The sequence below is a fragment of the Streptomyces sp. SudanB25_2051 genome, assembly GCF_964272635.1.
Classification (GTDB): Bacteria; Actinomycetota; Actinomycetes; order Streptomycetales; family Streptomycetaceae; genus Streptomyces.
This window is the reverse complement of the sequence record NZ_OZ186787.1, coordinates 3,821,577-3,840,290: the sequence shown is the minus strand read 5'-3', so window position 1 is coordinate 3,840,290 and position 18,714 is coordinate 3,821,577. Positions and strand designations below refer to the sequence as shown.

The window sequence follows — 18,714 nt, the reverse complement described above, 5'->3', positions numbered from 1 at the left end:
CCCGAGTTCGGCGGCCTGGCGGGCTTTACCGGAGGCGAGCCCCTGGGGCCGGACCAGCTGGGAAGCAGGGGTGGCCGCATGGGGGTGACCTACAAGTACTTCGGCGCGCCCAACGGCGCCACGGCCGCGCGCGTGCCGATCTCGATGCGCCCCGAGGAGCTCGGCGGTGACGAGCTCGGCATGGGCGGGATGTTCACCAAGATCAAGCCGGAGACCATAGCCGCCATGGTGCTGACCGGCCTCCAGGGCATGCCCCTGCACAAGGTGCCGCCGCTGGAGCTGGTGGTGCTGCACCCGGACTACGCGGTCGTGAAGCTGCCCACGACGGTGGTCGACCCGCTGCGCGGCGTCGGCGAGGAGTCCGTGGGCGCCGCCGCCTTCATCTGGTCGACGGTCCCCGACCGGGGCGGTCCGCGCGACGCGTTCGACGTGTACCAGCTGCTGCACGAGTGGCAGGACTTCTCCGTACGGCTCCACGAGGCCGGCCACCAGCCCTACTGCCTGGTCTGGCCGTGACGGACGCCGCCGCGCCCTCGCCCGTGCGGCTCGATCCCTGGTCTCCGGAGTGCCTGCCGCTGCTGCGGGCCGTCAACGCCCCTGAGATGACGGAGCACCTGGGCGGTCCCGAGACCGAGGAGCAGGTGGTCCGGCGGCACCAGCGGTATCTGGCGATGCTCGACGGGCCCGCGGAGGCCGGCCGGATGTTCCGGATCGTCGTGGTGCCGGACGGGGTGCCGGCCGGGACGATCGGCTTCTGGCCGCACACCGGGGACGGCGAGCACGTCTACGAGACCGGGTGGAGCATCCTGCCCGGCTTTCAGGGCCGTGGCGTGGCGACGGCGGCGGCGCGCGCCGTGGTGGAGCTCGCCCGCGCGGCCGGCGCCTACCGGTACCTGCACGCCTACCCGTCCGTGCGGAACGCCGCGTCGAACGCCGTGTGCCGGAAGGCGGGCTTCGAACTGCGGGGCGAGCGGCTCTTCGAGTACCCGGTGGGGCACCTGATGGTGAGCAACGACTGGCGGTACGACCTGCGGGGGCGCGGGGAGGCGTAGGGGCGCGGGGTCCTGGTGCGCGTGCGCGCGGCCGGGCGTGCGGTCCTGGTGGGGCGACGGGCGGGGCGCGGGTTCCGGTGGGCGTGGCTGCGGTGCGGGGCACGGGGTGCGGGTTCCGGTGGCCGGGGCTGCGGTGAAGGCGGCCTGCGCCGGGAAATGGCCTGGCTGGCGGCGGGCGCCCGGTGGCATTCTGGCCGCGTGAAGGGACCGGAGATCCACATCAGCTTCGCGCCCGGCCTGGGCGTGTTCGTGGCGGCGCCCCGCCGAGCGGGCCGTACGGCCCTGTCGACGGACGGCGTGTCGACGCTCGGGCACGTCGTCGAGTCGCTCGGCGTACCGCTCACCGAGGTGGGGGCCCTGCTGGTGAACGGTGAGGCGGTGCCCGTCTCGCACGTCCCGGCGGCCGGCGAGGAGGTCGAGGTGCGGGACGTGCGGCGCCCGCAGGAGGTGCCGGGCGCGCCGCTGCGGTTCCTCCTCGACGTCCATCTGGGCACGCTCGCGCGGCGACTGCGGCTGCTGGGGGTCGATGCGGCGTACGAGAGCGAGGACATCGGCGACGCCGCGCTGGCCGCCCAGTCGGCGCGGGAGCGGCGGGTGATGCTCTCGCGCGACCGGGGGCTGCTGCGCCGCCGCGAGCTGTGGGCGGGCGCCTTCGTCTACAGCCACCGGCCGGACGAGCAGCTGCGGGACGTACTGGAGCGCTTCGCTCCCCGGCTGGCCCCGTGGACCCGGTGCACGGCCTGCAACGGCGTGCTGACCGAGGCGGACAAGGACGAGGTGCGCGAGCGTCTGGAGCACGGCACGCGGCGCACGTACGACGTGTTCGCCCGCTGCACGGCCTGCGACCGGGTGTACTGGCGCGGCGCGCACCACGCCCGGCTGGACGACATCGTCCGCACGGCGCTGCGCGAGTTCGGCGGCGCGGCGGCCTGAGGTCCGGACACCGGGCGGTCTGCCGCCGGGCGCCCGGAGGGTGCCGGATGCCGGACGGCGCCGTACTGCGACGGCCCCCGCCGTCCGTCGCCCCGGCCTCCGGCCGTCCATGGCGGCCTGACGGCCGCACCGTCTCACGGCCGCACCGTCCGACCACGGTGGCCGCCGTGCCGTTTACGGCCGCTCGGCCGTCAGGTACCGCTGGATCGTCGGGGCGAGCCAGGCGACGATCTCCTCGCGCTCCATCGCGACGGCGGGCGGGAAGCGCAGCACGTACCGGGCGAGGGCCATGCCGAGCATCTGCGCGCTGACGAGCGCGGCCCGCTTCGGCACCTCCTCCGGGCGGGGGCATATCCCGGCCGCCAGCTTCCCGACGTTGGCTTTGAAGACCTCGCGCAGGCGCTCGGCGCCCGCCTCGTTCGTGGCGCCGACGCGGAGCATGGCCTGCAGCGTCTCGTCCGACTCCCAGCGGTCGAGGAAGTGGCTGACGAGGACGACGCCGATGTGCTTGGCCGGCACGGCGGCCAGGTCCGGCATCCGCAGGTCGATCTCGGACGCGGCCACGAACAGCCGCTCCTTGTTGCCGTAGTAGCGCATCACCATCGACGGGTCGATGCCCGCGTCCCGGGCGATGGCCCGGATCGTGGCGCGCTCGTAGCCGTCCGCGGCGAACCGCTCGCGTGCCGCTCCGAGGATCGCGGCGCGGGTGGCGTCGGAGCGGCGCGGGGCGCGGCTCGGCGAGGTGACGGCTTCCTTCTCCATGCCAACAAATGTAGGCCAACAGGTGTTGACATACCAGCCCCGTCGACTCTACGTTTGCCAACAAGCGTTGACCAACAGGTGTTGACCAACGGTCGTTGGCCCCCCGTGGGGTCGGCTTGAGGAGGCAGGCATGACCAGCACCGGCATGACTGACGGACCGAGCACGGGCGCCGGAGCGCCGACCATCGACACGGATGTCGCCGTCGTGGGCGCCGGCCCCACCGGGCTGCTGCTCGCGGGGGACCTCGCCGAGGCGGGGGTCCGCGTCACCCTCGTCGAGCGGCGCCCCCGCGCGATCACCAATCTGACGCGCGCCTTCGCCGTCCACGCGCGGACGCTGGAGGTGCTCGACGCCAGGGACCTCGCGGACGAGCTGATACGGACGGGCACCACCGTGACCCGGCAGAGGCTGTTCGGCAGCGCCTCACTGCGGCTCTCGGGGCTGCGCAGCCGTTTCCCCTGCCTGCTCATCACCCCGCAGTACGAGGTGGAGGCCCTGCTGGAGCGGCGCGCCCGCGCGGCCGGCGTGGAGTTCCGCCACGAGACGGCGCTGCGCGCCCTGCGCCAGGACGCCGACGGCGTCACTGCCGAGCTGGCCCCGGGGGACGGCGGCGTCCTGCGCCTCCGCGCGAGATACCTGGTCGGCACGGACGGCGTGCGCAGCACCGTCCGGCAGCAGGTGGGCCTGCCCTTCCCGGGGCGTTCGGTGATCCGCTCACTCGTTCTCGCGGACGTCCGCCTCTCCGAGCCGCCCCGCGAGGTGCCGATGGCGGACGGCACGGGCGACGCGTTCGCCTTCCTCGCCCCGTTCGGCGACGGCTGGTACCGGATGATCGGCTGGGACCGGCACCGCCGGCTGCCGGACGACGCGCCCGTCGAGCTGGACGAGATCCGCGACATCACCCGCCGCGCGCTCGGCTCGGACTTCGGGATGCACGACGCCCGCTGGCTCTCCCGCTTCCACAGCGACGAGCGCCAGGCTCCCGCCTACCGGGTGGGCCGGGTGCTGCTCGCCGGGGACGCCGCGCACGTCCACTCCCCCGCCGGCGGCCAGGGCATGAACACCGGCCTCCAGGACGCCGCCAACCTCTCCTGGAAGCTCGCCGCGGTGGTGCGCGGTGACGCCGACGACCCGGAGGCGCTGCTCGACAGCTACCAGGCCGAGCGGCACCCGGTCGGCAAGGCCGCCGTCCGCAGCAGCGGGCTGATCGTCCGCCTCGCGATGGTCCGCACGCCCCTGGGCCGCGCCGCCCGCACGGCGGCCGCCCGCCTGGTGTCCACGGGCCCGGTCTCCGCCCGGGTGATCGGCAGGCTGACCGGCATCGGCATCGCGTACGGGGCCCGGCGCGGCGCCCACCGGCTGACCGGCCGGCGCGCACCGGACCTGGCGCTGGCCGAGGGGCGGCTGTACGAGCTGCTGCGCGAAGGGGCGTTCGTCCTGGTGGCCCCGCGGGGCACGGAGCCGGCCGCCCCGGAGATCGCCACCGCGCCGGGCAAGGTCATCCGCACGACGTGGACGAACCCGGCCCGCCGCACGGCCCTCCTGATCCGCCCCGACGCCCACATAGCCTGGGCCCAGGACTGACCCCTCACCTCCCCCGCTGTGGGCAGCCGTTCCGCAGGGGCCGGCGAGCGGCAGCCCTGCGACAGTCGCTCCCGCTGTGGGCAGACGTTCCGCAGGGGCGATGGGGGTCCCCCCTGCTCGAGCGAAGCCGAGAGCTTGGGGGAGGGTGGGCACAGCGGAACCTGCGGGGCGCACAGCCGGCACCCCGCCGCGCGGCGCCCCACGGCGGGAGCCGCGCACACGGCGCCGCGCACACGGCGGCCCGCAGGCCCGGCCGGACGCACGACACGGCGGCGGGGACGGCACGTACAGCGGGCCCCGTACGCACATCAGGCCCTACAGGGAAGCAATGATCATGTACGCCTCACGCGCCGGGGCGCACGCCCCTATGCTGGCGGCGTACCGCTCACCGCCGCCCCGAGGAGCACACCCACCATGACCGCCGCCGCCCTGCCCGTCGCCGTCGTCACAGGAGCCAGCAGCGGCATCGGGGCCGCCACCGCGCGGCACCTGGCCGAGGCCGGGCACCACGTCGTACTGACCGCCCGCCGCAAGGACCGCATCGAGGCGCTGGCCGCCGAGCTGACCGAGGCCGGTCACCAGGCGACGGCGTACGCGCTCGACGTCACCGACCGCCCGGCCGTCGACGCGTTCGCGGCCTCGCTGGACCGCTGCGACGTGCTGGTGAACAACGCGGGCGGCGCGCTCGGCGCCGACCCGGTGGCGACCGGCGACCCCGAGGACTGGCGCCGCATGTACGACGTGAACGTCCTGGGCACGCTGCACATGACGCAGGCGCTGCTGCCCGCGCTCACCGAGAGCGGCGCCGGCACGGTCGTCGTGGTGTCCTCCACCGCCGGGCACGCCACCTACGAGGGCGGCGCGGGCTATGTCGCCGCGAAGAACGGCGCACGGGTCCTCGCGGAGACGCTGCGCCTGGAGATCGTCGGCACTCCGGTCCGGGTGATCGAGGTGGCGCCCGGCATGGTGAAGACGGAGGAGTTCGCCACGACCCGGTTCCGGGGCGACACGGAGCGGGCGGCGAAGGTGTACGAGGGCGTTCCCGACCCGCTGTCGGCCGACGACGTGGCCGACACGATCGCCTGGGCCGTGACCCGCCCCCCGCACGTCAACATCGACCTGCTGGTGGTCCGCCCCCGCGCCCAGGCGTCGAACTACAAGGTGTACCGGCAGAACTGACGCTCAGCCGGCAAGTCGGAGCCGGCCCCGCGCCCGAGCCGGACAGGACCGGGCGCGGGGCCGGACCAGCGCCCGAGCCGCACCGGACACCGGCCCGCACCGGGCGCCACCCGACACCGGACACCGGCCCGCACCGGGCACGGGCCCGCACCGGTGCCAGAGCGGCAGCCGGTCGTCAGCCCTTCACGCAGACGACCTGCTTCAGCTTCGCCACGACCTCCACCAGGTCGCGCTGCTGGTCGATGACCTTCTCGATCGGCTTGTACGCGGCGGGGATCTCGTCCACGACGCCGGAGTCCTTGCGGCACTCCACGCCCCGCGTCTGCTCCTCCAGGTCCCGCGTGGAGAAGCGGCGCTTGGCGGCGTTCCGGCTCATCCGGCGACCGGCGCCGTGGGAGGCGGAGTTGAAGGACTTCTCGTTGCCGAGGCCCTTCACGATGTACGAGCCGGTGCCCATGGAGCCCGGGATGATCCCGTACTCGCCGCTGCCGGCGCGGATCGCTCCCTTGCGGGTGACGAGCAGGTCCATCCCGTCGTACCGCTCCTCCGCCACGTAGTTGTGGTGGCAGGAGATCTCCCGCTCGAAGGACACCTTGGCCTTCTTGAACTCCTTGCGGACGACGTCCTTCAGGAGCGCCATCATGACGGAGCGGTTGTACTTGGCGTACTCCTGCGCCCAGAACAGGTCGTTGCGGTACGCGGCCATCTCCGGGGTGTCCGCGACGAACACGGCGAGGTCCCGGTCGATCAGGTCCTGGTTGTGCGGCAGCTGCCGGGCGACGCCGATGTGGTGCTCGGCCAGCACGTTGCCGATGTTCCGCGAGCCGGAGTGCAGCATCAGCCACACCGAACCGGTCGAATCCAGGCAGACTTCGACGAAGTGGTTACCGCTTCCGAGCGTTCCCATCTGCTTCGCCGCACGGTCCTGACGGAACTTGACCGCCTCCGCGATACCGTCGAACCGCGCCCACAGATCGTCCCAGCCGCTCGCCGCGAAGCCGTCGAACCGGGCCGGGTCCACCATCTCGTCGTGCATGCCGCGGCCCACCGGAATGGCCTGCTCGATCCGCGACCGCAGCCCGGACAGGTCGCCCGGCAGGTCGTTCGCGGTCAGGGAGGTCTTCACCGCGGACATGCCGCAGCCGATGTCCACGCCCACCGCCGCCGGGCACACCGCGCCGCGCATGGCGATGACGGAGCCGACGGTGGCGCCCTTGCCGTAGTGGACGTCCGGCATGACGGCGAGGCCCTTGATCCACGGCAGGGTCGCCGTGTTCCGCAGCTGCTGGAGGGCGACGTCCTCCACCCCGGCCGGGTCCGTCCACATCCGGATGGGGACCTGCTCCCCCGGCACCTCGACGTACGACATACTCCCTCGATCCCCCATAAAGTCCAGAAAGCGCAAAATCCGGTGCCAGAACTGACATAAGTGACAGCAGACCGGCAGCAACGGCGCGCGTGCGATACACATTGTGTTCACCGGCCGCCGACCACCGGCAAGCTGTTTTCACCGTGACCGCAGGGAAGGGAGCCCGGGACCGTGCAGCGAAGGGCGTACGCAACCGGCATGGCCGCGCTCCTCGCGGCACTCAGCGCGAGCGCCCTCGCCGGATGCACGTCCGGTCCGGGAACGACAGGTTCGGACATCGACGCCAAGGCCGGCACCGCCACCGGCGCCGTCGCCCAGCCCGGCCGCTACCGCACCCTCCTGGAGCCGTGCGGTTCCGTCTCCCGCGCCACCCTGCAGAACATGCTGCCCGCCGTCACCGCGCTCCCCGCCGAGCAGCGCGACCGCGTCCTGCGCGGCACCGCCGCCGTCACCTACGACACGGACCGCCGCGTCGGCTGCGCCTGGAAGGCCGACGGCCCGGACGCGATCCACCACCTCACCCTCGACTTCGAACGCGTCGTGTCCTACGACCCGGCCGTCAGCGACGAGACGCGGGCCCAGGAGGTGTACACCACCAAGGAGTCCGCCGCCGGCCTGGCCCCCGCCTCGCCGCCCGCGACCACCCCTGACACGCCCCCCGGCACCGGCGCGGCCACGCCCGCCCCCGGCACCACCGCCAAGCCCCCCGCGAAGGCGGGCCATCCGGGCGCCGGAGTCGGTGCCGCCCTTCCCGCGGCGGGCCAGCAGGCCCAGACCGTCTCGCCCGCCGCCCCCTCCCCCGCGGCCTCCGCGCCGCCCGAGGGCCTGGAGTCCCGCACGCTCACCGACCTCGGCGACGCGGCGTTCCTCGACGACGTCCTCGCCCCGGCCGGTTCGGCCGCCCAGCAGCGCGTCGTCAGCGTGGTCTTCCGCACATCGAACGTGATCGTGACCGTGCGGTACGCGGCCCAGCCCACGCGTGTCGGCGAGGTTCCGGACAGTGAGGAACTGCAGGAAAAGGCCCGCGGGCTGGCGGCCCGTCTGGCCGAGCGGCTCGACGAGTGACCCGTACCGCGGGCCCCGCCGACGCGCGCCCGCTGCCCGGTCCGGTACGGCCGACGGCCCCCGTCCGGGCGCCCGGACGGGCTACCGTGGCCGGGCCGGATCGCCCGGACCGTACGACCGGACCGTAAGACAGGCCGGTACGAGCGACTCGTACGACAAGCGACAGAGCGACTGAAGGAACCATGCACCGATCAGCCCCGCGTCTCACCCGCATACTCGCCTGCGCCGCCGTCCCGGTGATGCTCGTCGCCGCCGGCTGCTCGTCGGACGACTCCGGCCCCGGCGCGTCCGCGTCGCCCTCCGCGTCCGCCGCGGGCGGTGCCTCCGCCGCGCCCGCCACCTCGGCGGCGCCCGCGCCGAGCGTCGCCCCGGCGAAGTTCGCCAAGCTGCCGGACGCCTGCAAGTCCATCACCGCCAAGACGGTCGAGGACCTCGTGCCCGAGGTGAAGAAGAAGGCGGGCACGCCCGGCAAGTCCTCCGACCTCAACGACCGCGGCAACTGCTCGTGGAACGGCCTGGAGGACAAGGGCGTCAAGGGCTCCGACTACCGCTGGCTGGACGTCTCGCTGCTCCGCTTCGACTCGGACCAGACGCTCGGCGCGGGCGAGAAGCGCGCCCAGGACAAGTACGTGGGCAAGGTCGCCGAGGTGAAGGCGACCGAGGGCGCCATGGACGTGGTCACCTCGTCGGTGCCGGGCGTCGGCAACGAGGCCCGTGCCGTCAGCTACTCCATGAAGAAGACCGGCGAGACCTTCCGCTACGGCGTGATCGTGGTCCGCTCGGAGAACGTGGTCATCACCGTCTCCTACAACGGCACCGGCTACGCGGGCGCCAAGCCCCCGGCCGCCGGCGAGCTGATGGAGGGCACGGTCAAGGCCGTCAAGGACGCCGTCGCGGCCGTGGCCGCCGCCAACAAGTAACCGCCCGTAGCGCGGGAGACGACGAGATCCGGCCGCCCCCGCGCGGCCGGATCTCGCACACATGTGCCAGGCTGTGCCCGCGAACAGCACATGCGCACCAGGGGAGGAGACCGCGGGTGGCCGCGATGCAACTGACACGGATGCACCGCGTTTTGATCGGTGTCGTCGTCGCCGGTGCCCTGGTCATCGCCGGAATCGGCTTCGCGGGCTCGTACGCGGCGGTGCGGGAGCTGGCGGAGAAGAAAGGTTTCGGCGATTTCTCCCTGGTCTTCCCCATCGGCATCGACGCCGGTATCTGCGTCCTGCTCGCGCTGGACCTGCTGCTGACCTGGCTGCGCATCCCCTTCCCGCTGCTGCGGCAGACGGCGTGGCTGCTCACCGCCGCCACGATCGCCTTCAACGGCGCGGCCGCGTGGCCGGACCCGCTCGGCGTGGGCATGCACGCGGTCATCCCGATGCTGTTCGTCGTGGCCGTCGAGGCGGCCCGGCACGCGGTCGGCCGGATCGCGGACATCACGGCCGACAAGCACATGGAGGGCGTACGGCTCACCCGCTGGCTGCTGTCGCCGGTGCCGACGTTCCGGCTGTGGCGGCGGATGAAGCTGTGGGAGCTGCGCTCGTACGACCAGGTGATCAAGCTGGAGCAGGACCGGCTGATCTACCAGGCGCGGCTGCAGGCCCGGTTCGGCCGCGCGTGGCGGCGCAAGGCGCCCGTGGAGGCGCTGATGCCGCTGCGGCTGGCGAAGTACGGCGTGCCGCTGGCGGACACCGCACCGGCGGGCCTGGCGGCGGCCGGCATCGAACCGGTACTGCTGCCCCCGAACCCGGTGGCCCACGAGGCCCCGGTGGCGGCGGCCGGGGCGCCCGCGGCCCTGGCGCCGGTAGCGGTGGCGGAGCTGCCTCAGGCGTCATCTGCCGCCGAGGCCGCGGGCCCCGTGGCCGCGACCGCGGTACCCGAGGGGCAGGCGGTACGGGAGGTGGCCGTCGCCCCGCAGCAGGTCCAGACCCAGGCCGCGCAGCAGACCGCGGCCCAGGCCCCGCAGCAGGTCCAGGCGCAGGCCCACGAGCCAGTCCAGACGCAGGCCCAAGCCCAGGCGCAGGCCCAGACACCGCAGCAGGCGCAGGCCCACGTCCAAGCCCAGTCCCAGGCCCAGCCCCCTCAGCAGCACCAAGGGCAGCCCCAGCCCCCGCAGCAGCTCCAGGCGCAGTCGCAGGGTCCCGTCCAGGGCATGGTCCAGCCGCAGCCGGCCGCGCCGGAGCAGCACCCGCAGCAGCACCCCCAGCCGCACCCGGCCCAGGCGTCCCGCCCGGAGGGCCCCGAACCGGACCCGGCCACGGTCACGGCTCCCGAGCCTGCCCAGCAGCACCCCGCGCCGGCGGAGACCCGGCCGGAGCCCGCTCCCGGCCCCGCCAGCCACGTCAGCCCCTGGTTCGCGGCGCCCAAGCCGCCCCAGGAGACCGCCTACGCGGGCACGTACGGCCCGGCGGCGCCCGCCGGTCAGCACCACACCGGGGAGACGGCCCGCGCCGAAGGCGCCGCCCGCCTGGAGGAAACGCCGTACGCCGACGCGGCGGCCGACGACCTCCCCGAGGTGAACGACGCCGAGTACCTCCACGCGGCGTACGAGGCGTTCGGCGCGTACGTGGACGAGTACCGTGCCGAGCCGGCCGTCGACGCCCTGGTCCAGCACCTCGCCGACGCGTACGGCCTCCGGCACTCCCGCGCCGTTCCGATGCTCCGCCGCGTGCTCCCCGACTTCGCGGCCCGCTACCAGGCCGAGCTGACGGAGAACCACATCGCCTGACGCGTGCGGGCGAACGGGGGCCGGGGCGACACGCCGTCTGCCCCCGGACCCGCCCGCGCGGCGCGGCACATGGATGAAGGGCCCCACCACCAGGCGGGGCCCTTCATCCATCGTCGGGGCACCTTACGCCCTGACCGGCAGGGCACCGGGCGCCTCGACGTCACACGCAGGGCGCCGCGCGTCACGCACTCGACGTCACACGCGGGGCGCCGCGCCGCGCGTCACGCGGCCAGCAGCTTGCGCACGCGGTCCGCGCCGACCGCCAGCAGCAGCGTCGGGAGGCGCGGGCCCGTGTCACGGCTGACGAGCAGGCGGTACAGCAGGGCGAAGAAGTCCCGCTGGGCGACCTTCAGCTCCGGCGTCGGCTTGGCCTCCGGGTCGAGACCGGCCATGACCTTCGGCACGCCGTAGACCAGCGTCGTCAGTCCGTCCAGCGACCAGTGGCTGTCCAGGCCCTCCAGCAGCAGCCGCAGCGACTCGCGGCCCTGGTCGTCGAGGGAGCCCAGCAGCTCCGTGTCCGGCTCGTCGCGCACGATGGTGCGGGCGTCGGCCGGGACCTGCGTGGTGATCCAGTTCTCCGCGCGGTCCAGCCGCGGCCGCACCTCGTCCAGCGACGACAGCGGGTTCTCCGGGTCGAGCTCGCTCAGGATGCGCAGCGTCTGCTCGTCGTGTCCGGCCGTGATGTCGACGACCGAGGCGAGCGTCCGGTACGGCAGCGGGCGCGGCGTGCGCGGCAGCTCACCGGCGGCCGTGCGCACCGCCCGCGAGTGGGCCGCGGCGTCGGCGGGCAGGGCCGTGCCGTCCGCGACCTTGGCCTCCAGCTTGTCCCACTCGTCGTAGAGCCGCTGGATCTCCTGGTCGAAGGCGATCTTGAAGGACTGGTTCGGCTTGCGGCGCGCGTAGAGCCAGCGCAGCAGCGGCGCCTCCATGATCTTCAGCGCGTCGGCCGGGGTGGGCACGCCGCCCTTCGAGGAGGACATCTTCGCCATGCCGGAGATGCCGACGAACGCGTACATCGGGCCGATCGGCTGGACGCCGTCGAAGACCTCGCGGACGATCTGGCCGCCGACGACGAACGACGAGCCGGGCGAGGAGTGGTCCACGCCGCTGGGCTCGAAGATCACGCCTTCGTACGCCCAGCGCATCGGCCAGTCGACCTTCCAGACGAGCTTGCCCCGGTCGAACTCGCTGAGCAGCACGGTCTCGGAGAAGCCGCACACGCAGCCGTACGTCAGCTCGGTCGTGTCGTCGTCGTAGGACGTGACGGTGGTGAGGTCGCGCTCGCAGTTCCCGCAGTACGGCTTGTACGGGTAGTAGCCGCCGGCGCCGCCCGAGCCGTCGTCCTCGCTGGCCGCGCCGGAGCCCTCGGCGGCCTCCAGCTCGGCCTCGTCGACCGGCTTCTGCTGCTTCTGCTGCTTCTGCCCCTTGGGCTGGCCGGTGGCCTTGTCCTTCGTCCGGTACCGGTCGAGGATCGCGTCGATCTCCGCGCGGTGCTTCATCGCGTGCAGGATCTGCGCGCGGTAGGCACCGCTCGTGTACTGCTCGGTCTGGCTGATGCCGTCGAACTCGACGCCCAGCTCGGCGAGCGCCTCGACCATGGCGGCCTTGAAGTGCTCCGCCCAGTTCGGGTACGACGAGCCGGCCGGGGCGGGGACGGACGTCAGCGGCTTGCCGATGTGCTCGGCCCAGGAGTCGTCGACACCGGGGACGCCGGCCGGCACCTTGCGGTAGCGGTCGTAGTCGTCCCAGGAGATCAGGTGCCGGACCTCGTGCCCGCGGCGGCGGATCTCGTCGGCCACCAGGTGCGGGGTCATGACCTCGCGGAGATTGCCGAGGTGGATGGGGCCGGACGGGGAGAGGCCGGAGGCGACGACGACCGGTTTGCCAGGCGCACGTCGCTCCGACTCGGCGATGACCTCGTCCGCGAAACGGGAGACCCAGTCGGTCTCGGTGCTGCTCTGAGCCACGATCGGCACGTCCTTGGTGTGTGTTCTCTGCGGGTTGGAAGGGGTTGGGAGGGGGCTGCCCCCGAGGCGCTGACGCCCCTCGGCCATTCTCCCAGACGGAACAACCGGACCGGAGGTTGTCCACAGGCGGCGCCCGTCACCGACCGGAGTTGTCCACAGGCTGGGAAAGGCGTGGGCAAGAGGTTGCTCGACCATGGGAGACTTGACAACCGGAAAAGCGCCACGCGGACGGCCACCGGACACCCGGAGCTCGGGACCCCGAGCACCCGGCTGTCCGGACCCCTGGAATCCGCGTCCGGCCGCCTCCGGACACGCCCAAGACCCCGACACAGGAACGGAAGCTCATGGCCTCGGTCCCTTCCCTCGCTTCGACCGTGCAGCAGCGCCTCGCGGACGCCCTCTCGGCAGCCCTGCCGGAGGCCGGTTCCGCCGACCCGCTGCTGCGACGTAGCGACCGGGCCGACTTCCAGGCCAACGGCATCCTGGCGCTCGCGAAGAAGCTCAAGGGCAATCCGCGGGAGCTGGCGACGAAGGTCGTCGACGCCCTCCCGGCGGACGACGTGCTCAAGGACGTCGAGGTCTCCGGACCCGGCTTCCTCAACATCACGGTCGGCGACCGGGCCATCGTCGAGACGCTGGCGGCCCGCGCCGCCGACGACCGCCTCGGCGTGCCGCTCGCCCCGGAGCCGGGCACGACGGTGATCGACTACGCCCAGCCGAATGTGGCCAAGGAGATGCACGTCGGCCATCTGCGGTCGGCCGTCATCGGTGACGCGATGGTGCAGATCCTGGAGTTCGCCGGCGAGAAGGTGATCCGGCGCCACCACATCGGCGACTGGGGCACCCAGTTCGGCATGCTCATCCAGTACCTGATCGAGCACCCGCACGAGCTGGACCACAAGGCGGACACGGACGACACGCAGGCCTCCGGCGAGGAGGCCATGTCGAATCTGAACCGGCTCTACAAGGCGTCCCGCGCGCTGTTCGACTCGGACGAGGAGTTCAAGGCACGCTCCCGCGACCGGGTCGTCCTGCTCCAGTCCGGCGACCCGGAGACGCTGCGGCTGTGGCAGCGCTTCGTGGACGAGTCGAAGATCTACTTCTACTCGGTCTTCAACAAGCTCGACATGGAGATCCGCGACCCCGACGTGGTCGGCGAGTCCGGGTACAACGACATGCTGGAGGAGACCTGCCGCCTCCTGGAGGAGTCGGGTGTCGCCGTCCGCTCGGAGGGCGCGCTGTGCGTGTTCTTCGACGATGTGAAGGGGCCCGACGGCCAGCCGGTCCCGCTGATCGTCCGCAAGTCCAACGGCGGCTACGGCTACGCGGCGACGGACCTGTCCGCGATCCGCGACCGCGTCCAGAAGCTCGGCGCGAACACCCTGCTGTACGTGGTGGACGCCCGGCAGTCGCTGCACTTCAAGATGGTCTTCGAGACGGCCCGCCGGGCGGGCTGGCTGGGCGACGACGTGAAGGCCGTCCAGCTGGCGTTCGGCACGGTCCTCGGCAAGGACGGCAAGCCGTTCAAGACCCGTGAGGGCGAGACGGTCCGGCTCGTGGACCTGCTGGACGAGGCGATCGAGCGCGCCTCGGCGGTCGTCCGGGAGAAGGCCGAGAGCCTGCCCGAGGACCAGCGGCTCACCGAGGAGGAGATCGCGGAGCGCGGCGCCCAGGTCGGCATCGGCGCGATCAAGTACGCCGACCTGTCCACGTCCGCCTCCCGCGACTACAAGTTCGACCTGGACCAGATGGTGTCGCTGAACGGCGACACGTCGGTGTACCTCCAGTACGCCTACGCCCGGACCCGGTCCATCGCCCGCAAGGCCGGCGACGCGAAGCCGGCCGCGCACCCGGAGCTGGAGCTGGCCCCGGCGGAGCGCGCGCTCGGCCTGCACCTGGACCAGTTCGCGGAGACGCTCGCCGAGGTGGCCGCGTCGTACGAGCCGCACAAGCTCGCCGCGTACCTGTACCAGCTGGCGTCGCTGCTGACGACGTTCTACGCCGAGTGCCCGGTCCTGAAGGCCCCGACGCCGGAGCAGGTGGAGAACAGGCTGTTCCTCTGCGACCTGACGGGGCGGACCCTCAGCAAGGGCATGGGCCTCCTGGGCATCCGGACGCCCGAGCGGCTCTGACCCGGGCCGTACGGCCGCCGGTGTCCCCCGCTCCGGTCGCCGCGCCCGCACAGCGCGGCGACCGGAGCGGGCCCGGCACCCCTGCCACGTCCCGTACGCCGGGACGCGGCCCGGCCCGGGGCCTGCCTTCCGGATGGCCCAGGGCCGGAAGACCGGCCTCTTAGCCCGCGACGTGCGGAATCCATCCGCTGCCGCCCAGCGGGTGGTCGAACAGGGGCCGCCCCTCGACCGCGCTCGTCGCGAAGGGCCGCCCCCGGTCGTCGATCAGCAGCGTGCCCCGCCGGTCCCCGCTGCTCCACTCCAGTTCCAGGTACCAGCGCACCGCGTGCCCGGCCGTGTGCGCCGTCACCCGCAGCATCTGCGGGTCGCCCGCCGACACCTTGTACGGGAAGTCGGTCGCCGGGATCTCCCTGTCGCCCTGCTGCCCCGCGACCGGCACCGGGCGGGGACGCGCCGCGTCCAGGTTGATGTCGAGGCTCATGGGCGTCATCTCGCCCCCGCAGCCCACGCCCATCGTGTATCCGTTCCACGGCAGCGGCGCGCCCTTCTCCACCACCCGTACGCGCAGGGCGTGCAGGACCACCGTCTCCTCGCCCGTGCCCTGGACGGTCAGCTCCATCAGCATGTCCCCGCCCGGCACCCCGCCGAGCCCGGTGACCCAGCCGCGCGCGCCCTGCTCCGAGGGCGGCGGCGGCATCCGCGAGGGCGGCCGGTCCACCACGTACACCTGGCTGCACGGGTCACGCCAGACGTACGGGCGCACGTCGACGGTCAGCGGCACGCCGCTCTCCCGCCGTTCCGGAGCGGCGCCGCGCGGCCGCGCGGTCACGGTCGGCACGGGGCCGGTGGGCCCGGTGGGGCCCGCGGTGGTGGAGGGGCGGAGGGTGCGGGACGGTGACGCGGAGGGCGTCGGGGAGGCGGACGGGCCGGTACGGGAGGGCTGGGCGGGGCCGTCGACGGGCGGGGCGTCCGCGGTGTGCTCGGCGCCGCTCACCTGGACGGTGCCCTTGGACTTGTCCGAGTACAGGGTCATGGCGAGCCCGGCCGAGGCGGTCACCGCGAGGACGGCGGCCACGGCGGCGGCCAGCCGCGCCCGCCGCCACCGCCCCCGCCCGCCGCCGGACGACCTCGGCCCGCCGGGCCCCATCACGGCGACGGGCTCGGCCGCGGCGGCGTCCGCGTCATCGGTACCGGGCGCGGGCTCCGTACCGGGCGCGGGCTCCGTACCGGGCGCGGGCTCCGTACGGGGAGCGGGCTCGGCCGCGGCGGCGGCCGGGACTTCGGTACGGGGAGCCGGCTCCGCCGCCGCAGGCGACTCGGGTTCAGGGGCGGGTGCGCCGGGCGCCGGGCCGGCAGGGGTGGGAGCGGCAGTGGCCGGTGGCGCGGCGGCGCCCGAGGCGGCCTCCGGTCCGGCAGGCGGTCCGGCCTCCGATCCGGCAGGCGGTCCGGCAGGCGGTCCGGCCTCCGGTCCGGCGGGCGTTTCCGCCGGTGCTTCCGCGGCCGGAGATGCGGACGGTCCCGCCGGTGGTCCGGCGGGCGGTTCCGCCGGAGTCGTACGGCTCCTGCGCCGGGCCTCGTCGGCGACGATCCAGCGCCGGTGCAGGGCCACCATCTCGTCCCGCGACGCCCCGCACAGCCGCGCGAGCCGCTCGACGGGGGCGAACTCCGTCGGCACGGCGTCGCCGTTGCAGTAGCGGTGCAGGGTCGACGTACTCATGTGCGCGCGCTTGGCGAGGGCGCCGTAACTGAGCCCGGAGCGCTCCTTGAGCCCCCGCAACGCCTCCGCGAAGCCTTCCATCCCGCTCCCCACCCGTGCCTTCCCTCCACCGCGCCGTTCCAGGCACGCGTTCCAGGCACCCGACAACCGTGCAGGTCAGGGCCGTTCCAGCGTTCCAGCGTCCCTCATTGTCCCGTGGCCATTGCCCCTGGATCACGCGGCTCGGCACGGTGTGTCCAGCACCACCCGACACGGGAGGCCCGATGCGGACAGACCGCCGCCTCGACCTCGTCGACGCCTGTGCCGTCGGCGTGCTGATCGTCTGCACGGCGATCGTCATCGCATTGATCAACCGTCACTGAGCCATACGAAACGGGGAGTACGACCACCATGCGCACCTTCCGCACCCGCACCACCACCGCCGCCGCGACCGCCCTCCTGGCCGCGCTCTCGCTCACGGCCTGCCAGAACGGCGGCTCCGACACCGGCGCGGCGGCCCCGGGCGCCACGTCCACCGCCGCCCCCGCCCCGGCGGGCGCCGCCACCCCGGTGGGCGCGGCCCGGCCCGGCACGAGCGGCGACCAGGCAGGCACCGCCGCCACCCCGGCCGGCGGCACCGGCAAGGGCTCCACCGGCGGCAACGGCTCCACCGGCAAGGACGGCGCGGGCAGCGCGAAGCCCAAGCCGGCCTCCCCCGCCGCGGGCGGCGGCACGTCCGACCCGGCCTCGTTCACCACCTGCACCAGCGCGAACACCAAGGTGACCGTCAGCAGGCCGTCCCGCCCGATCAACCACCTGCTGATCACCGCCACGAACACCGGCACCCGCACCTGCCTGGCGTACGCGGCCCCGCTGCTCCGCTTCGACGACGAGCAGTCCACGCCCCGGCTCGTCGAGAGCAGCCGCCCGCAGGCCGTGGTGACCCTGGCCCCCGGCGAGTCGGCCTACGCGGGCGTCATCCTGAGCGGCGAGCGCGCCCCGGAGGAGGCGAACGGCCGGGTCACGGAGCGGCTCAGCGTCCTGTTCAACTCGCGTGACGAGTCCGGTTCCGTCGGCGCGCCGACCACGGTGACACTGCCGGCGGACACGTACAAGACGGACGACGCGGCCGTCACGTACTGGCAGGACGACCTGGCGGACGCCCTCATGTACTGACCCCGTCCTGTCCTGGACGTACCGGCCCTCACGTACGGGCGGACACGCGACCGACGGACACGCCGCGGACGGACACAGGACGCACGGACACGCGGCGGACAGACGCGGGACGGACGGACACACGACGGAAGCCGGGGCGGCCCCACAGCCGCCCCGGCCGTCTCAGATCAGCGGGTGCGACGGCTTGCCCTTCGCCTCGTCGATCTCCACATGCGCCTTCTGGAGCAGTTGCGTGGCGATGTCCATCAGCGCGCGTGCGCCCGCGATCTCCTCGCCGACCCGCAGCTGCCCCGAGTCGGACGGGTGGCGCTGCGCCTGCCCGTGCCCCCGCACCTCGGACCCGTCCCCGAGCCGCACGAGCGCGGCGGCCTTGGTGCGGTTGCCGTCCTCCTGGAACTCCATGTCGACGTGCCATCCGACTAGCGTGTGCATACGGAACACCTCCAGTGGCTCCCTTCCAGGGTGCTCCGCTTCCCGGTGCTCCGCCCCTCCGGCCGCCCTCCGGACCTCCGCCCCGCCGGCCCCCGCCGGCCCCGTGGCGGCCCCGGCCGGGCGGGTCCGGCGTGCGGGCGGGTGGTCCATGCGCGACGGTGGTACCGCCCCGCTGCCCGCGGGCGCGCCCCTGCCGTGAGGAGGCCCACGTGAACATGACCCTCGAAGTCGTCCCGGTCCCGGTGACGGACCTGGACCGGGCGAAGGAGTTCTACGGCGAGAAGTGCGGCTTCAGGATCGACGTGGACAACGAGGTCGCTCCGGGCATCCGCGTCGTCCAGGCGACTCCGCCGGGCTCGCGCTGCTCGATCGCCCTGCTGGGCGGGATGCCTCCGATGCCGGGCACGAGGAGGACGGAACCCGGCGCGCTGCACGGCCTCCAGCTGTGCGTCACGGACATCGAGGCGGCCCGCGCCGGGTTCGTCGAGCGGGGGCTGGAGGTCTCGCCGGTGATGCACCTCGGCCCGGAGGGCTGGCAGGAGGGCAAGGGCGACACCTGGAGCACGTTCATGTCCTTCGAGGACCCGGACGGCAACGGCTGGGTGGTCCAGGAGGTCCCCGCGGAGCTGTCGGAACGCTAG

Annotated in this window: 16 protein-coding genes; 11 read left to right on the top strand and 5 right to left on the bottom strand. The window is 73.7% G+C overall.

The annotated features are described in order from the left end of the window. Positions 1-78: 78 nt before the first annotated feature. The 3 genes from ACSUPT_RS17275 (at position 79) to ACSUPT_RS17265 (ending at position 1,985) form a co-directional block, all read left to right on the top strand. Positions 79-516 carry a hypothetical protein gene (locus tag ACSUPT_RS17275; protein ID WP_351966694.1) on the top strand — a complete coding sequence of 146 codons (438 nt, stop codon included), beginning with the start codon at positions 79-81 and terminating at the stop codon, positions 514-516. Continuing rightward, positions 507-1,052 (top strand): GNAT family N-acetyltransferase, encoded by a 546-nt coding sequence (locus ACSUPT_RS17270; RefSeq protein WP_436946226.1) that lies wholly within the window; start codon positions 507-509, stop codon positions 1,050-1,052. The genes ACSUPT_RS17275 and ACSUPT_RS17270 overlap by 10 nt, the downstream gene beginning before the upstream one ends. Positions 1,053-1,250: 198 nt before the next feature. After that, positions 1,251-1,985 (top strand): Mut7-C RNAse domain-containing protein, encoded by a 735-nt coding sequence (locus tag ACSUPT_RS17265; protein ID WP_361661096.1) that lies wholly within the window; start codon positions 1,251-1,253, stop codon positions 1,983-1,985. Positions 1,986-2,159: 174 nt separating this feature from the next. Here ACSUPT_RS17265 and ACSUPT_RS17260 read toward each other — a convergent pair whose 3' ends face one another. Continuing rightward, the gene (locus ACSUPT_RS17260) at positions 2,160-2,747 is read right to left on the bottom strand and encodes a TetR/AcrR family transcriptional regulator (protein ID WP_351966691.1); all 588 of its coding nucleotides are present in this window, start codon (positions 2,745-2,747) and stop codon (positions 2,160-2,162) included. Between the two features lie 130 nt (positions 2,748-2,877). Between ACSUPT_RS17260 and ACSUPT_RS17255 the strand changes: the two genes are divergently transcribed. Both ACSUPT_RS17255 and ACSUPT_RS17250 read left to right on the top strand, forming a co-directional pair. Continuing rightward, positions 2,878-4,332, top strand: a complete 1,455-nt coding sequence (locus tag ACSUPT_RS17255; protein ID WP_436944853.1) for an FAD-dependent monooxygenase — start codon at positions 2,878-2,880, stop codon at positions 4,330-4,332. A gap of 414 nt (positions 4,333-4,746) precedes the next feature. After that, a complete protein-coding gene (locus tag ACSUPT_RS17250) occupies positions 4,747-5,511 on the top strand; it encodes an SDR family oxidoreductase (protein ID WP_351966689.1) in 765 nt (254 codons plus the stop codon). Positions 5,512-5,686: 175 nt separating this feature from the next. Here ACSUPT_RS17250 and ACSUPT_RS17245 read toward each other — a convergent pair whose 3' ends face one another. Then, positions 5,687-6,880, bottom strand: a complete 1,194-nt coding sequence (locus ACSUPT_RS17245; RefSeq protein ID WP_436944851.1) for an RtcB family protein — start codon at positions 6,878-6,880, stop codon at positions 5,687-5,689. A gap of 171 nt (positions 6,881-7,051) precedes the next feature. Between ACSUPT_RS17245 and ACSUPT_RS17240 the strand changes: the two genes are divergently transcribed. The 3 genes from ACSUPT_RS17240 (at position 7,052) to ACSUPT_RS17230 (ending at position 10,670) form a co-directional block, all read left to right on the top strand. Then, a complete protein-coding gene (locus tag ACSUPT_RS17240; protein WP_436944849.1) occupies positions 7,052-7,945 on the top strand; it encodes a DUF3558 domain-containing protein in 894 nt (297 codons plus the stop codon). Between the two features lie 182 nt (positions 7,946-8,127). Beyond that, positions 8,128-8,865 carry a DUF3558 family protein gene (locus ACSUPT_RS17235; RefSeq protein WP_351966686.1) on the top strand — a complete coding sequence of 246 codons (738 nt, stop codon included), beginning with the start codon at positions 8,128-8,130 and terminating at the stop codon, positions 8,863-8,865. Positions 8,866-8,981: 116 nt separating this feature from the next. Continuing rightward, positions 8,982-10,670 carry a DUF2637 domain-containing protein gene (locus ACSUPT_RS17230; RefSeq protein WP_436944848.1) on the top strand — a complete coding sequence of 563 codons (1,689 nt, stop codon included), beginning with the start codon at positions 8,982-8,984 and terminating at the stop codon, positions 10,668-10,670. Between the two features lie 221 nt (positions 10,671-10,891). On the opposite strand, the gene lysS is transcribed toward ACSUPT_RS17230, so the two are convergent. Then, positions 10,892-12,646 carry a lysine--tRNA ligase gene (gene lysS, locus ACSUPT_RS17225; RefSeq protein WP_351966685.1) on the bottom strand — a complete coding sequence of 585 codons (1,755 nt, stop codon included), beginning with the start codon at positions 12,644-12,646 and terminating at the stop codon, positions 10,892-10,894. Positions 12,647-12,981: 335 nt separating this feature from the next. On the opposite strand from lysS, the gene argS reads away from it, so the two are divergent. Then, the gene (gene argS, locus ACSUPT_RS17220) at positions 12,982-14,769 is read left to right on the top strand and encodes an arginine--tRNA ligase (protein ID WP_351966684.1); all 1,788 of its coding nucleotides are present in this window, start codon (positions 12,982-12,984) and stop codon (positions 14,767-14,769) included. 160 nt (positions 14,770-14,929) lie between these two features. On the opposite strand, the gene ACSUPT_RS17215 is transcribed toward argS, so the two are convergent. Then, complete coding sequence (locus ACSUPT_RS17215) at positions 14,930-16,567, bottom strand: helix-turn-helix domain-containing protein (RefSeq protein ID WP_436944846.1); 1,638 nt, start codon at positions 16,565-16,567, stop codon at positions 14,930-14,932. Positions 16,568-16,876: 309 nt separating this feature from the next. Between ACSUPT_RS17215 and ACSUPT_RS17210 the strand changes: the two genes are divergently transcribed. Continuing rightward, on the top strand, positions 16,877-17,641 hold the full coding sequence (locus ACSUPT_RS17210) for a DUF4232 domain-containing protein (RefSeq protein ID WP_399217080.1): 765 nt from the start codon (positions 16,877-16,879) through the stop codon (positions 17,639-17,641). A 162-nt stretch (positions 17,642-17,803) separates the two neighbouring features. Here the strand turns inward: ACSUPT_RS17210 and ACSUPT_RS17205 are convergent, their stop codons facing one another. Continuing rightward, complete coding sequence (locus ACSUPT_RS17205) at positions 17,804-18,073, bottom strand: DUF1876 domain-containing protein (RefSeq protein WP_351966681.1); 270 nt, start codon at positions 18,071-18,073, stop codon at positions 17,804-17,806. A 209-nt stretch (positions 18,074-18,282) separates the two neighbouring features. Here ACSUPT_RS17205 and ACSUPT_RS17200 point away from each other — a divergent pair, with 209 nt between their 5' ends. Continuing rightward, positions 18,283-18,714, top strand: coding sequence for a VOC family protein (locus ACSUPT_RS17200; RefSeq protein ID WP_436944844.1), 432 nt, complete (start codon positions 18,283-18,285; stop codon positions 18,712-18,714).

Coding starts and splice junctions, on each gene's coding strand:
- ACSUPT_RS17275 (WP_351966694.1), top strand. CDS start 79: ATGGGGGTGACCTACAAGTACTTCGGCGCGCCCAACGGCGCCACGGCC.
- ACSUPT_RS17260 (WP_351966691.1), bottom strand. CDS start 2,747: ATGGAGAAGGAAGCCGTCACCTCGCCGAGCCGCGCCCCGCGCCGCTCC.
- ACSUPT_RS17255 (WP_436944853.1), top strand. CDS start 2,878: ATGACCAGCACCGGCATGACTGACGGACCGAGCACGGGCGCCGGAGCG.
- ACSUPT_RS17250 (WP_351966689.1), top strand. CDS start 4,747: ATGACCGCCGCCGCCCTGCCCGTCGCCGTCGTCACAGGAGCCAGCAGC.
- ACSUPT_RS17245 (WP_436944851.1), bottom strand. CDS start 6,880: ATGTCGTACGTCGAGGTGCCGGGGGAGCAGGTCCCCATCCGGATGTGG.
- ACSUPT_RS17235 (WP_351966686.1), top strand. CDS start 8,128: ATGCACCGATCAGCCCCGCGTCTCACCCGCATACTCGCCTGCGCCGCC.
- argS (WP_351966684.1), top strand. CDS start 12,982: ATGGCCTCGGTCCCTTCCCTCGCTTCGACCGTGCAGCAGCGCCTCGCG.
- ACSUPT_RS17215 (WP_436944846.1), bottom strand. CDS start 16,567: ATGGAAGGCTTCGCGGAGGCGTTGCGGGGGCTCAAGGAGCGCTCCGGG.
- ACSUPT_RS17210 (WP_399217080.1), top strand. CDS start 16,877: ATGCGCACCTTCCGCACCCGCACCACCACCGCCGCCGCGACCGCCCTC.
- ACSUPT_RS17205 (WP_351966681.1), bottom strand. CDS start 18,073: ATGCACACGCTAGTCGGATGGCACGTCGACATGGAGTTCCAGGAGGAC.